Consider the following 15,766-nt stretch of genomic DNA (forward strand, 5'->3'; position numbering starts at 1 on the left):
CCTGCTTGGGGGTGGTCGGCGGGATGCGATGCCAGGACCGAGTCTAAACGATATCCGTTGTCAATAACCCTGGATTCGTTCCGAAAGTGCTTTTCGGAGTGCGCTTTTCGCGTCGGCGGCCAAGTCGGCGACCAGTTCGCTTGCCGGTTGCCCGGTGCTCAGCGAATGAGCTTGCCCCGCCCACAGATTCACTTCGTCGGTGTTGCCGCCTGCCCGTGCGGCGGCCCGCAACGGGGCTGTGGCGTAATGAATTTCGGGGTAGGCGGCCGGCGCGTCGGCGGTGTGTTCGACGAGGAAACGGTTTCGGATCCCGCGGGCGCGACGTCCGGTGAACGCGCGCGTGAGCATCGTCGGTTCCGGCGTGCCGATCGCACCGCGATGCACCGCGTTGGTGCCTGCCTCCGGGCAGCGCAGCAGCGCGGTGCCGATCTGGGCAGCCGACGCACCGGCCGCCAGCACCCCGGCCACCCCGGCACCTGTGGCGATCCCGCCCGCCGCGACGAGTGGGCGGGAGGTGACGGCGGTGAGCAGCTGGATCAGGGTCAGCAGCCCGGGTGGGTCGGTCGGATCGTCGGCGGGGTCGTCGAGGAAGCTCGCGCGATGCCCGCCCGCCTCGGCGCCCTGGGCGATCAGCACGTCGGCGCCCGCGTCGACGGCGATCAGGGCCTCGTCGGGCGAGGTGACCGTCACCCACACCTCCGAGCCGACCGCGTGCAGCCGGTCCACCTCCACGGCGGTGGGACAGCCGAAGGTCGTCGAGACCACCGCGACCGGATCGGCGATGAGGAGATCGAGCTTGTCGGCCCATCCGTCGGTGTCGTGCTCGGGGGTGCCGAGCGGGAACTCGGCGCCGAGTTCGGCGAGGTAGGTCGCGTAAACGGCCGGATCGGCCACCGCTCCCGGTGCGAACAGGTTCACGCCGAACGGCGCCGCGGTGGCTGCCCTCGTCGCCTCGATCTGCGCTGCCACCGCCTCGGTGCCGAGATAGCCGGCGGCGAGCTGCCCGAACCCGCCCGCGGCCGCCACGGCGACCACCAACTCAGGTGTGGAAGGGCCGCCCGCCATGGGCGCGGCAACGATGGGGACAGTCAAGGTCTCGATCACCATGGGTCGAGTCTGGTCGGTCGGGGCCGTGTTCAGGCCCGGTGACAGCGCGTGTGACGGGTTGGGCACTGTGATTGTTACTGTGCGGCACGTCATCTACCTGCGATTTCGTGACGGAAGGTTGCGGAATGGTCACGGCCGGGTAGAGTTCGCGTCACAACGTATGCCGAACCGTTACACACGGGTCGGCGGTGGGGACCGCGCAAGCGGTCTCCGGGCCGGTCGCAGACCGGTTTCGTTTTCCTTGTTGTCGGACGCTAGGACGAGATCTTGTCGCAGCACCGTGTGGGTCCCGAATCCATCTCCGTGCAGGCTCTGCTTGCGAACGCGGATGGCCGGAGCCCGAGCAGGAGCAGGCACCGCGCCGAAGCGTCGCGTTCGGATCGTGTGCGGGTCGCCGCCAGTGCCGCGGTCGCCGCGGGCGCACTGGTCGGCGTCACCGCCCAGATCGCCCCGGCGCTGGCCTTCGCCGCGCCGCTGCTGCCGACCCACGACGACAGCGTCAAGGAATCGGTCGTCCCCGAGTCGGCTCGCCAGGATGTCGACCTCGTCGCCGCGCAGCAGGTCTCCGCGCACGTCGAGACCCCCGCGCCGGTGGACGCGGTCGCCGCGCCGATCGCCGCCCCCGTGGCCGCGCCGTTCGGCATCGGCAACCTGCCCCCCGAGATCTCCGGCCCGCTGTCGCAGGTCGAGGACATCCTCCAGGGCATCCAGCATCAGGTCGCGCCGCCGCAGTCCGCGCGTCCGGTCGCGGGCCCGATCAGCTCCGGCTACGGCGCCCGCTGGGGTGCCATGCACTACGGCCTCGACTTCGCCGACTCGATCGGCGCCCCGATCAAGTCCGTGTCCAACGGCACCGTGATCGAGGCTGGCCCGGCGTCGGGCTTCGGCCTGTGGGTGCGGGTGCTGCACGACGACGGCACCACCGGGGTCTACGGCCACGTCAACGAAATGCTGGTCAGCGAGGGTCAGCGGGTGAACGCGGGTCAGGTCATCGCGACCGTCGGCAACCGCGGCCAGTCCACCGGCCCGCACCTGCACCTCGAGATCTGGGATCAGGGCGGCAGCAAGATGGACCCGATTCCGTACCTCGCTGCCAAGGGCGTGCCGCTGGAGTGGGGCCCTTCCGCGCACTGAGCGGTATGAGTACGGAGCTTTCTCCGTAGAGCGAGTGACGGTGGTTCTTATGAGCCCCGTCACTTTGCTGTTGAAGCGGCAACACGTTCGCGGGCCGGTCCGATACTCCTCTGGGCCCCGAGCCCTGGGGGCACGCTGACTCGGCTGATGTGTAGTCGGTCTATATGATGGCTCGATCTGCACGGTGCGGGATCGCCGCGCGCGTACAGGCTCGATGAGAGGTGAATGAACCCGAATGGAAACTGCCCGTCGTTCTGCCCGCGGTAACCGCCGTCGCCGATCGAGCAGTCCGACTTTCGGGCAGTTGCTGACGGGGGCCGTCGAGTCGGCCGCCGATCGGGTCGCGGTTCGGTTCAACCCGTCCGGCGACCCCGCCGATCAGCGTCAGCTCACCTATTCCGAGTTCGACCAGCAGTCCTCGCGGCTGGCCCGCGCGCTCATCGCCCGCGGCATCGGACCCGGCGACGTGGTCGCCATCGGCATCGCCCGCGGCATCGAGTCGGTGCTCGCCGTGTGGGCGATCGCCAAGACCGGCGCCGCCTACGTTCCGGTCGACCCGAACTACCCGGCCGACCGCATCGCCCACATCGTGTCCGACTCCGGCGCGGTGCTCGGGCTCACCACCGCCACCCATCGCGAGGTGCTCGGTACGGCGCTGACCTGGCTCGAGCTCGACGACGCCGAGACGGCCACCCACATCGCGGCTCAGCCCGCGCACCCGATCTCCTACACCGACCGGATCCGCACCCTCGACGAGCGGCATCCGGCCTACGTCATCTACACCTCGGGCTCCACCGGCAAGCCCAAGGGCGTCGTGGTGACCCACACCGGTCTGGCCGGTCTGGTCGCCGCCGAGCGCGCGCACTATCGCGTCGACGCCGACTCGCGCGTGCTGCACGTGTGTTCGCCGAACTTCGACGTGTCGGTGCTGGAATTGCTGCTCGCCTTCTCCGCGGGCGCCACCCTGGTGATCGCGCCGCCCGGTGTGTTCGGTGGCTTCGAGCTGGCGGATCTGCTGCGTCGCGAACAGGTTTCGCACATGCTCATCACTCCGGGCGCGCTGGAATCGGTCGATCCGGCAGATCTGGACGACCTCCAGGTGGTGGTCGTCGCGGGTGACAAGTTCGGGCCGGAACTGGTCGGTCGCTGGGCTGTCGGCGAGCGTGAGTTCTACAACGGCTACGGCCCCACCGAGGCCACCATCCTGGCCACCAGCACCCCGCCGATGGACCCGGCCGCGCCGGTGACGATCGGTGCCGCGATCGCCGGTGTCGGTGCGTTCGTGCTGGATTCGCGGCTGCGGCCGGTGCCGTCGGGCGTGATCGGCGAGCTGTATCTGTCGGGTCCCGCACTGGCACAGGGCTATCTGAACCGGCCCGCGCTCACCGCGGAACGTTTCGTCGCCAGCCCCTTCGGCACCGAATCCGGTGACGCGAACGCGCGCCTGTACCGCACCGGGGACCTGGTGCGGCGCAGCGAATCCGGTGACGGTGTCATCGAATACATGGGGCGCTCGGACTTCCAGGTGAAGATCCGCGGCTTCCGGATCGAGCTCGGCGAGATCGACAACGCGCTCACCGCGCACCCCGACATCGACTTCGCCGCCACCCTCGGCAAGACCCTGCCTTCCGGTGTGACAGCGCTGGTTTCGTATGTGATGCCTCGCTCCGGCGCCACGGTCGATGTGCCCGCGCTCGATGCGTTCCTCGCGGAATCGTTGCCCGGCTACATGATTCCGGCCGCGATCATGGTCCTGGACCGGATCCCGCTGACGCCGGTGGGCAAGCTGGACCGAAAGGCATTGCCGGAGCCCGTTTTCGCGGTGCGCGAGTTCCGTGTGCCCGCTACCCCGGTGCAGCAGGTGGTGGCCGGTGTCTTCGCCGAGTTGCTGACCGCCGGTGCGCCGGAGGAGATCCGGGTCGGCGCCGACGACGACTTCTTCGAGCTCGGTGGTAACTCGCTGCTGGCCGCGCAGGCCGCCACGCGCATCGGCGCCGCACTTGATACCCGCGTGCCGGTGCAGTTGCTGTTCGAGGTGAGCACGGTCGCGGGATTGGCCGAACGCGTGGAGCGCCATATCGGCACCGGTTCGGGTCAGGAACTGGTCGCGCAGCAGCGCCCCGATTCGATCCCGCTGTCGTTCGCCCAGCAGCGGATGTGGTTCCTCAACCAGTTCGACCCGGCCAGTGCCGTGAACAATATGCCGATCGCGGTGCGCCTGTCGGGTGCGCTCGATGTCGACGCGTTGCGCGTCGCGGTCACCGACCTGGTGGCGCGCCACGAGGTGCTGCGCACGATGTATCCGCCGGTCGACGGGGTCGGCACGCAGCTGGTGCTGCCGCTGTCGGACCCGCGCGCGGTGCCCACCCTCGCGGCGGACGACGCAGGCGAGGACGCGATCGCCGAGTTGGTCACCGAGACCGTCGGCGCGGGCTTCGACGTCACCGTCGCCCCGCCGCTGCGGCTGCGCCTGCTGCGGCTGAGCGCGACCGAGCACGTACTGGTCTGCGTGATGCACCACATCGCCGGTGACGGTGTGTCGATGGGCCCGCTCACTCGCGACCTGATGACCGCCTACGTCAAGCGCAGTGCGGGCACCGCGCCGGGCTGGCCCGAATTGGCCGTCCAGTACGCCGATTTCACGCTCTGGCAGCGCGCGGTGCTCGGCACCGAGGACGACCCGGAGTCGATCCTGACCCAGCAGATCGACTTCTGGCGCACCCAGCTCGCCGGTGTGCCCGATCAGCTCGAGCTGCCGATCGACCGGCCACGACCCGCGACCGCCTCCTACCGTGGCGCGAGCCTGGACTTCCGGATTCCCGCGCAGGTGCACGCCGGGCTGGATCAGCTTGCGCGCACACACAATTCGACGCTGTTCATGGTGGTGCACGCGGCACTGGCGGCACTGCTGGCCAGGCTGTCGGGCAGCACCGATATCGCCATCGGTACCCCCGTCGCCGGTCGTGGTGACGCCGCGCTCGATGACCTGATCGGCATGTTCGTCAACACTCTGGTGCTGCGCACCGAGGTAGACCCGGCAGCCGGCTTCGAAGAGCTGCTCGCTCGGACCCGCGCGGTCGATGTCGCGGCGTTCGGCCACGCCGACGTGCCCTTCGAGCGATTGGTCGAGCTGCTCGACCCGGCCCGTTCGACCGCACGGCATCCGCTGTTCCAGGTGATGCTCGCCTTCCAGAACATGGCGCGCACCGCCCTGGAGCTACCCGGGCTGACCGTCGCGGGCGTCGAGCTGACCATGCCGTTCGCCAAGTTCGACCTGCAGTTCGAGATGGTGGAGGACACCGATCGTCACGGTGCGCCGCACGGCATCGCGGTCGGGCTCACCTATGCCACCGACCTGTTCGACGCGGACACCATCGCCGGGTTCGCCGACCGGTTCCAGCGGCTGCTGGCCGGGATCGTCGCCGCACCGGCCGAGCCGCTCGGCGCGATCGAGCTCATGGAGCCTGCCGAGCTGGACCGAATCCTGGTGCAGTGGAACGACACTCGCCACGACCTCGCACCGGAGCTGCTGCTCGACGGCTATCGGCGTGCGGTTGCCGACCATCCCGATGCCGTCGCTGTCGCCTATGAGGGCGCCGAGCTGACCTATCGGGAGTTCGACGAGCGGGTCAACCGGCTCGCCCGGTTGCTGATCACGCAGGGTGTTGGTCCCGAATCGCTGGTCGGGCTCGCGGTGCGGCGCTCGCTCGATCTGGTGGTCGGGATGTACGCGATCGTGACCGCCGGTGGGGCGTATGTGCCGATCGACCCGGATCATCCGGCCGATCGCATCGCGCACATTCTCGATACCGCCGCGCCCGCCGCAGTCCTGAGCACCGCCGCGGATGCGATCGAGGTCCCCGCGGGTGTGCCGGTGATCCTGGTGGATTCCGTTGCGCTCGAGGAGTTCTCGGCCGCGCCGGTCGAGTTGGCCGAGCCGGTTCGGCCCGAGAACCCGGCCTATGTCATCTTCACCTCCGGTTCCACCGGGCGGCCCAAGGGTGTGGCGGTGTCGCACGCGGCGATCGTCAACCAGATGGTGTACATGGGCGCCGAGTACGGGATCGGTCCGTCGGATGTGTACCTGCAGAAGACGCCTGCCACCTTCGACGTGTCGCTGTGGGGTTACTTCCTGCCGCTGCGGACCGGCGCGAAGCTGGTCGTGTCGACCCACGACGGACACCGCGACCCGGTGTACCTCGCCGAAACCATCGCGGCGCAGCGTGTGACGCTCACCGACTTCGTTCCCTCGATGCTCTCGGTGTTCGCGGCGCACACCAGCGCCGGTTCTATTCCGAGCCTGCGCGCGGTCTTCGCCGCCGGTGAGGCGCTGCCCACCGAGACCGTCGCCGACGTGGCCCGCGTCTCCACGGCGCGGGTGCACAACCTGTACGGACCTACCGAAGCTGCTGTCACCGTGACGCGTTGGCCCGCAGGCGATTCCGATCGCGGTTCGGTGCCGATGGGCGTGCCGGAGTGGAATACCCGTGTCTACGTGCTGGATTCGCGGCTGCGCCCGGTGCCCGCCGGAGTGGTCGGCGAGTTGTACCTGGCCGGTGACCAGCTCGCGCGCGGCTATGTCGCCCGCCCCGGTCTGACCGCGGATCGGTTCGTCGCCAACCCCTTCGAGCCCGGCGCGCGGATGTACCGCTCCGGCGACCTCGTGCGCTGGGGTGCGGCGTCGGCCGAGCCCGCGCTGGAATACCTGGGCCGCACCGACTTCCAGGTGAAGTTCCGTGGTCAGCGCATCGAGCTCGGTGAGATCGAGACCGCACTGCTCGCGCAGGACGTGATCAGCCAGTCCGTGGCATTGGTGCTCGACACCGCATCGGGCCAGCATCTGGTCGCCTATGTGGTGGCGCGCCCCGGCGAACAGCCGGACCCCGCGGCGCTGCGTACGGCCGTCGCGGAATCGCTGCCCTCCTACATGGTTCCGACCGTTGTCACGGTGCTGGACAGCTTCCCGCTGAACCCGAGCGGCAAGCTCGACCGCAAGGCGCTGCCCGCCCCTGCCTTCACCGCGGGCGAGTTCCGCGCGCCCGCCACGCCCGCCGAGGAGATCGTCGCCGGGGTCTTCGCGGAACTGCTCGGCATGGCCCGCGTGGGCGCCGACGACGATTACTTCGCCCTCGGCGGCAACTCGCTGCTGGCCACCCGCGCGATCGCCCGCATCAACGAGGCACTCGACGCCCACCTCGCCATCCGCGATCTGTTCGAGACACCCACCGTGTCGGCCCTTGCCGCGCGCATCGGTGGTGCGAGCGGTGCCGCTGTACGTCCGCCGCTGGTCGCTACCGAACGCCCGCAACGGATTCCGCTGTCGCTGGCACAGCAGCGCATGTGGGTGCTCAACCAGCTCGACCCCGCTTCGGGCTCGTACAACATCCCATTCGCGATCCGCCTCACCGGCGAGCTGGACCTGGCCGCTCTCGATGCCGCGGTCACGGACGTGCTCGGCAGACACGAATCACTGCGCACGTACTTCCCGGTGTCCGGTGGCGCTGATTCTGCCGTGGCCGGTCGGGTGGCGTCTGTCGGCGCCGCTGCCGATGGGATGCCCGTGCAGGAGATTCTTTCCGTGGCAGACGCGCTGCCGGGTGGCCTCCAGGTCGAGACGACCACCGATATTCTCACTCGCGCGGCCGAATTGGCCGGTGCGGGTTTCGATGTGACGCGTGAGGTTCCGCTGCGTGCGGCGTTGCTGACGGATGGAACTTCGGCAGACTGGCTGCTCGTCGTTGTGGTGCACCACATCTCGGCTGACGGTGCCTCGCTGGCGCCGCTCGCCCGCGACCTGATGACCGCCTACGTTGCCCGCGCCGCGCAGCAGAGCCCGGGATGGGCACCGCTCGACGTCCAGTACGCCGACTTCGCGCTGTGGCAACGGGCCGTCGTCGGTGACGACGCTCAGCCGCAATCCCTGGCCGCCGCGCAGCTCGACTACTGGCGCGAGCAGCTGGCCGACGTTCCCCCGCTGCTGGAGCTGCCGCAGGACCGCCCGCGTCCCACCGTGCCGACCCTGGTCGGTGCCACCACCGAGCTGCGTCTGCCTGCCGAGGTGCACACCGCGCTGAATCACCTTGCGCGCGAGCACAAGTCGTCGCTGTTCATGGTGGTGCACGCGGCGCTGGCCGTGCTGCTCGGCCGTTTGTCTGGCACCTCCGATATCGCCATCGGCACCGCTGTCGCCGGGCGTGGTGAACGGGCGCTCGATGACCTGGTCGGCATGTTCGTCAACACCTTGACGCTGCGCACCGCGCTCGATCCGGCCGGTTCCTTCGACGAGGCCGTCGACGTGGCACGCGAGACCGATCTCGGCGCGTTCGCCAATGCCGACCTGCCGTTCGAGCGGGTCGCCGAGGTCGTCGCGCCGGGCCGGGGCAGTGCGCAGAGCCCGCTGTTCCAGGTGGCGCTCACCTTCAGCAACAACGAGGCGGCCGCGCTCGAACTGCCCGGTCTCACCGTGAACGCGCTGGAAACCGCGGTCGCGGCGAAGTTCGACCTGCAGGTGGACGTCGAACCCCGCTTCACCGCCGCCGGTGAACCCGGCGAGCTGGTCGCCCTGTTCAACTACGCCACCGACCTGTTCGACGAGGCCACCGTGCGCAGCATCGGTGCCCGCTTCGCCCGCATCCTGACCGCCGTCGCCGCCGACCCGCAGATCCGCATCGGCGATATCGACATCCTCGACGAGTCCGAACGCGCCCGGCTGCTCGCCGGCGCGGCACAGGCTCCCGTGCCGAGCACACCGTCGGGCGGCACCACTCTCGCGCAGGCCTTCACCGCCGCCGCCGAGGACGACCCCGACGGTCCTGCCCTCGTCTGGGGCGACGACGCGCTGACCTACGACCAGCTCGACGCCCGCTCCGCACGCCTGGCCCGCCTGCTGATCGGCCGGGGTTTCGGCCCCGGAGACGCGGTGGCCGTTGATCTTCCGCGCGGCATCGACTGGGCCACCGCGGTCTGGGCGATCCTCAAGGCAGGCGCGGCCGTGGTCCCGGTGACCGGTGCCGAGCTGCCCGCCGAACCCGCCGTGAAGCTGGGTATCACCGTCGGCGAACCCCGTGGCGTCGACTGGATCTCACTCGACGACCCGGCGATCAAGACCGAACTGTCCACCCGGTCCGCCCGCCCGGTGACCTACGCCGACCGCACCCGTGCCCTGCGCGGCGGCGACCCGGCCTTCGTCGGCGCCGACGACACCCGCAGCTACGACGAACTCGCCACGGCGGGTGCGCAGGTGCGCGCGGGCACCGACCTGACCTTCGAAGCGCGAACCTTCGGTTACGGCGCCGTCGACACCTTCGCCGCGCTGGTCGAGCCGGTCGCGGCAGGCGTGGCGGGTGCCTCGATGGTCCTGGTCCCCGCGGCCGAGCCCGCCGTCGGCCTCGCTGCTGCGTCGGCAGCCGGTGCCACCAACGGATTGTCGGCCGCACTGGCCGAGGAGTGGGTAACCCACCTGTTCGGTGATCGGGCGGGGCTCGAGGCGGTCGACACCACCGAGCTCGGCGATCTGCAGGCGTTGATCGCCGACGATGCCGAACCGGGCAACCGGGGTGCGGCCGAGGTAGTGCTGGTGCTCGGAGATCTGCGCGCTCCGGTGGCGTGAACCCCGCGCTCACGGCGCGGGGCTCGGTGCGGGGCAACAAGTTTCGGTGATGGGTGAGGTGGAGCAGCTATGACACGACCGGCAAGAACCCGACCGGTTCGTACTCGTCGCCCGCGCGTCACCGCGCTGGCACAGCTGCTGGCCACCGCGGTCGAGACCAACCCCGACGGTCTCGCGGTGGTCCTCGCCGACGCGACCCACACCATCGGCAGCCTCACCTACGCCGAACTCGATGAGCGCTCCAACCGCATCGCCCGCCTGCTGATCGGCCGCGGCATCGGCGCGGGCGACCTGGTGGCCATCGGAATACCGCGCTCCATCGAATCCGTCCTCGCGGTCTGGGCCGTCACCAAGACCGGCGCGGGCTTCGTCCCGGTCGACCCGAACTACCCTCCGGACCGTGTGGCCCACATGGTCACCGACTCGGGTGCGGTCTTCGGCCTGACCGTCGCGGCCGTTGCCGACGGCCTCCCCGCCCAGGTGCGGTGGCTCGAACTCGATGCCGAGATGATCGGAACGGCCGCCGACCGGCTCGATGGCATCTCCGGCGAAGCGGTCACCGCGGCCGACCGGCTGCGTCCGGTACGGGCCGAGGACCTTGCCTACCTCATCTACACCTCCGGCTCCACCGGCCTGCCCAAGGGTGTCGCGGTGACCCAGGCCGGGCTCGCCGGCTTCAGCGAGGAACAGCGGCGGCATTACGGTGTCGAGTCCACCTCGCGCACTCTGCACTTCGCCTCGCCGTCGTTCGACGCCTCGCTGCTCGAGCTGCTGCTGGCGATCGGGGCGGGCGCCACGATGGTGATCGTCGACCCGAGCGTGTACGGCGGCGACGATCTGGCCGCCTTGCTTCGCCGCGAGCGGGTGAGCCACGGTTTCATCACCCCGGCCGCGCTGGCCTCGATCGATCCGGACGGGCTCGACGACTTCCGTGTGGTCGCGGTCGGTGGTGAGGCTGTTCCGCCGGATCTGTTGCGGCGCTGGGCGATTCCGCTCGCCGACGGCACCCTGCGCGAGTTCCTCAATGTGTACGGGCCCACCGAGACGACCATCGTCACCAATATCAGTGTGCCGCTGAAACCGGGCGATCCGATGACCATCGGCGGTCCGATCAACGGCGTGGCCGAATATGTTCTCGACGACCGGCTCGGCCCCGTTCCGCCCGGCGTCACCGGCGAGCTCTACATCACCGGCGCCCAGCTGACCCGCGGCTATCACGCCCGCCCCGGACTCACCTCCTCGCGATATGTCGCGAATCCGTTCGACCCGACCGGTTCTCGCCTCTACCGCACCGGCGACCTGGTCCGCTGGACCGCCGACGGCTCACTGGACTATGTGGGCCGCAACGACTTCCAGGTCAAGATCCGCGGTTTCCGCATCGAACTCGGCGAGATCGACGCGGTGCTCTCGGCGCACGCCAGCCTCGACTTCGCCGCCACCGTCGGCCACGAACTCGACAGCGGCGCGACAATTCTGGTGTCCTACGTGCACGCGGCGCCGGGTGCGGCCGTCGATGCAGCCGCACTCACCGCCTTCGCCGAGCGCAGTCTGCCCGCGCACATGGTGCCGACCGTGCTGATGGAACTCGACACCATCCCGCTCACCCCGGTCGGCAAACTCGACCGAAGGGCACTGCCCGCACCGGTCCTCGAACACGCCGAATTCCGTGCTCTCACCACACCGGTGGAGCAGATCGTGGCGGGCACCTTCGCCCGGGTGCTCGACCTCGGCGACACCCAGCTCGGCCTCGACGACGACTTCTTCGCCCTCGGCGGCAACTCGCTGATGGCCACCCAGGTCGCCGCCCGCCTCGGCGCCGCACTGGACACCGACTTCCCGGTCCGGCTGCTGTTCGAGGCGTCGACGGTGGAGACACTGGCACGGCGACTCGCCGAATCCGCCGGTGCGGGTGCCCGGCCCGCGCTGGCGGCGGGGGAGCGGCCCGCGCGGATCCCGCTGTCGCTGGCCCAGCAGCGGATGTGGTTCCTCAATCAGTTCGACCCGGGATCGGTCGCCTACAACATCCCGATGGCGGTGCGGCTGCACGGCGCCATCGACGTCGAGGCGCTGCGCGCTGCCGTGGCCGACCTCGTCGCCCGGCACGAAACCCTGCGCACGATCTACCCCGAGACCGACGACGGGCCGATCCAGCAGATCCTGGCCGAGACCGAGGCGACGCCGCGGCTCGAGGTGCGCTCGATCGCGCTCGATCAGCTCACCGCCGCCATGCACGAGTTCGGTTCGTCCGGGTTCGACGTGCGGGGCCAGGTGCCGTTGCGGGTCGCGCTGTTCGAGCTCGACGCAGGCGAATCGGTGCTCGCGGTGGTCGTGCACCACATCGCCGGTGACGGTTCTTCGCTCACGCCGCTGACCAGGGACCTCATGCTCGCCTACGCGGCACGCTCGGCGGGCAGCGCCCCGGAGTGGGCGCCGCTGACCGTGCAGTACGCCGACTACGCGCTGTGGCAGCGCGCCTTGCTCGGCAGCGAGGACGACCCGCAGTCGCTGGCCTCGGCCCAGCTCGCCTACTGGCGTGATGCGCTGGCCGCGCTGCCCGACCAGCTCGACCTGCCCGCCGACCGGCCACGCCCCGCCGTGCAGTCCTTCGCCGGTGGTCGCGTGCCGATCGAAATCGACGCCGAAACCCACCGCGCGCTACTGGCTTTGGCGCGCAACCAGGGTGCCACGCTGTTCATGGTCGTGCACACCGCACTCGCGGTGACCCTGGCGAGGCTGGCGGGCACCGACGATCTGGCGGTCGGTACTCCTATCGCAGGCCGCGGCGAGGCCGCGCTCGACGACCTGATCGGCATGTTCGTCAACACCCTGGTCTTCCGCACCACCCTCGCAGCAGGCGAGTCGTTCACCGAACTCCTCGCCCGCCAACGTGATACCGACCTGCAGGTGTTCGCGAACGCTGACCTCCCGTTCGAGCGCCTCGTCGAGGCGATCAACCCCGCCCGCTCCACGGCCCGTCATCCGCTGTTCCAGGTCGGTCTGTCCTTCCAGAACCTCAGCCGGAGCGGCCTCGAACTCGGTGAGACCGCGGTCGAGGGCGTCGATGTGGACCTCGCGGTGTCCCAGTTCGATCTGCACGCCATCGTCGCCGATGCCTACGACAGTGCCGGTGTCGCGCAGGGGATCAGCGGCGTATTCACCTATGCCACCGACCTGTTCGATGCCTCGACCGCCCAGACCTACGCGGACCGTTTCGCGCGGGTTCTCACCGCGATCGCCTCCGCGCCCGATCGCCCCGTCGACGAGATCGAACTACTCTCCTCTGCGGAGCGGGAACGAATCCTGCACGACTGGAACGCAACCGGCCACCCTTGCCCGCCCGCGACGCTCGCCTCCCTGTTCGCCGATACCGTGGCAGCCGACCCCGATGGCGTCGCGCTCGTCGATGCCGACGGCGCACAGCTCACCTACCGTGAGCTCGCCGCTCGTGTGAATCAGCTTGCACGACACCTGATCACGCGGGGTGTGGGAGTCGAGGACCGCGTGGCCCTGGCGATCAGACGCTCCACCGACCTGGTCGTCGCCATGTACGCGGTGACACAGGCCGGCGCCGCCTACGTCCCGGTGGATCCGGATCAGCCCGCCGACCGCGTGGCGCACGTCCTAGATACCGCGGCGCCCGCCTGCGTATTGACCACCACGCGTGACGGATTCGATGGTGCCTCGGCGCCGTTGATCGCGATCGACACGATCGATGGATCCGCGGTCTCGACCGCGCCGATCGTCGCGAGCGAGCGCATCGGCGTGCTGCGTCCGGCGAACACGGCCTACCTCATCTTCACCTCCGGCTCGACCGGCAAGCCGAAGGGTGTGGCCGTCTCGCACGGCGCGATCGTCAACCAGTTGCTCTGGAAGACAGCAGCGTTCGGCCTCGGCCGCGACGACTCGGTGCTGTTGAAGACCGCCGCCACCTTCGACCTCTCGGTCTGGGAATTCTGGTCGGCCGCCATCTGCGGTGGTCGCCTGGTGATCACCGCTCCCGACGGCCACCGCGACCCCGCCCACCTGCTGCGCGTACTCGCCGCGCAATCGGTGACAACCCTGCATGTAGTGCCCTCGATGCTCGACGCCCTGCTCACCGAATCCGCTGGTGCCCTGCCGAATTCGCTGCGCCGCGTACTGGCCATCGGCGAGGCCCTGCCCGCCGCGACCGCCCAGCGTTTCCTGGCGGCGACCCCGGCGGCACTGCACAACCTGTACGGCCCCACCGAAGCCGCGGTCTCGATCACCGACCACCGCGTCACCACCGCCGATCGCACCACGGTCCCGATCGGCCGACCCGAATGGAACAGCGGCGTCTACGTTCTCGACGCCCGTCTGCGGCCGGTTCCGGTAGGTGTCGCGGGTGAGCTGTATCTCGCAGGTGCGCAGCTCGCCCGCGGTTACCACGCCCGCCCCGACCTCACCGCCGACCGCTTCGTCGCCAATCCCTTCGCCGGGTCGGGCGCACGCATGTACCGCACGGGCGACCTCGTCGCCTGGACCGCCGACGGCGAACTCGAATACCGAGGGCGCACCGACTTCCAGGTGAAGATCCGCGGCTTCCGCATCGAACTCGGTGAGATCGAAGCCGCCCTGCTCGCCGCGCCGCGAATCGCCCAGGCAGCGGTCATCGCCACGACGGATCCGCAACTCGGCGACCGACTCGTCGCCTATGTTGTTCCCGCGCCCGGCGAAACGCTCACCCCCGCGGATGCCAAAGCCGCTGTGGCGCAGGTACTCCCGTCCTATATGGTCCCCGCCGCCTTCGTTGTTCTCGACCACCTTCCGCTGAACGCGAACGGCAAACTCGACAGAGCCGCACTCCCGGAGCCGGTACTCGCACCGCGCCGCTACCGCGCACCCGAGACAGCTCACGAGATCGCCGTGGCCGCCGTCTTCACCGAGGTCCTCGGCGCGCCGACCCCCGGCCTGGACGACGACTTCTTCGCCCTCGGCGGCAACTCGCTGCTGGCCACCCGCGTCGTGCACCACCTACGCGAACACACCGGCGTCGAACTCACCGTCGCCGCGTTCTTCGCCGACCCGACCGTCGCCGGTCTCGCGACGAGAATCAGCGACGGCCCAGCCGCCGCCACCGACCTCGAAGCCGCACTCTCGGTCGTGCTCCCGATCGCCCGCCGCGGCACCCGCCCGCCGCTGATCTGTGTGCACCCGGTCTCCGGCCTGGCATGGGCCTACGCGAGCCTGGTGCCGCATCTGCCCGACGATCAGCCCGTTGTCGGCATCCAGTCACCCGCGCTGAGCGACCCGGAATTCCGGCCCACTTCGGCCGGGGAACTCATCGACCGTTATCTGGCCGAGATCCGTGGCGTCCAACCGCACGGCCCGTATCAGCTGCTCGGTTGGTCCCTCGGTGGCGTGCTCGCGCAGGCCGTCGCGACCCGACTGCAAGCCGAGGGCGAGACGGTGGCGTCGCTGACGATGCTCGACAGCCTGCCCGGCGCCGCACTCGCCGATTTCGGTACCGAATTGCGGCATGTGCTCGTCGAACTCGGCATACCCGAGCAGCAGCTACCCGAGCGGCTCACCGACCTCGGCGATGCGGCACTCGAATCGCTACACGCCGCGCTGGCGGGAGACACGCCGATCTCGCGCACCCAATTCGTCGGCATGTACCGTGGCGCGCTGCACTCGGTGGCACTGCTCACCGAGCTCGAACACGCCCGATTCGAGGGCGATGTCACCTATTTCACCGCCATGCGGACCCCCCAAAAGCTGGGGGACGGCGCCTCGCGATGGCGGCCGTTCGTCAGCGGGATCATTGCTGACCACCCGGTCGATGCCACTCATCAGCAGCTGCTCGCGGCTGTGGCGGTAGCCACGTCGGGACCGGTAATCGCGCAGGTCGTCGCGGGTGCGAGCGGATCCGGCGATACACGTCCGTAACGGACTCCA

The 15,766-nt window shown here is 69.7% G+C and carries 3 protein-coding genes and 1 pseudogene; 3 read left to right on the plus strand and 1 reads right to left on the minus strand.

Going from position 1 to position 15,766, the window contains the following annotated elements; genetic code table 11:
• Nucleotides 1-60: 60 nt before the first annotated feature.
• Nucleotides 61-1,107 (minus strand): NAD(P)H-dependent flavin oxidoreductase, encoded by a 1,047-nt coding sequence (locus ACFWPK_RS15135; protein WP_378915782.1) that lies wholly within the window; start codon nucleotides 1,105-1,107, stop codon nucleotides 61-63.
• 267 nt (nucleotides 1,108-1,374) lie between these two features.
• On the opposite strand from ACFWPK_RS15135, the gene ACFWPK_RS15140 reads away from it, so the two are divergent.
• The 3 genes and pseudogenes from ACFWPK_RS15140 to ACFWPK_RS15150 form a co-directional block, all read left to right on the plus strand.
• On the plus strand, nucleotides 1,375-2,241 hold the full coding sequence (locus ACFWPK_RS15140) for a M23 family metallopeptidase (RefSeq protein ID WP_378915784.1): 867 nt from the start codon (nucleotides 1,375-1,377) through the stop codon (nucleotides 2,239-2,241).
• A gap of 235 nt (nucleotides 2,242-2,476) precedes the next feature.
• A complete protein-coding gene (locus ACFWPK_RS15145) occupies nucleotides 2,477-9,850 on the plus strand; it encodes an amino acid adenylation domain-containing protein (protein WP_378915786.1) in 7,374 nt (2,457 codons plus the stop codon).
• 96 nt (nucleotides 9,851-9,946) lie between these two features.
• A pseudogene (locus tag ACFWPK_RS15150) lies at nucleotides 9,947-15,757 on the plus strand (amino acid adenylation domain-containing protein); the annotation flags it as partial.
• Between the last annotated feature and the right edge of the window lie 9 nt (nucleotides 15,758-15,766).

The sequence above is a fragment of the Nocardia sp. NPDC058519 genome (assembly GCF_042719755.1).
Lineage (GTDB): Bacteria > Actinomycetota > Actinomycetes > Mycobacteriales > Mycobacteriaceae > Nocardia.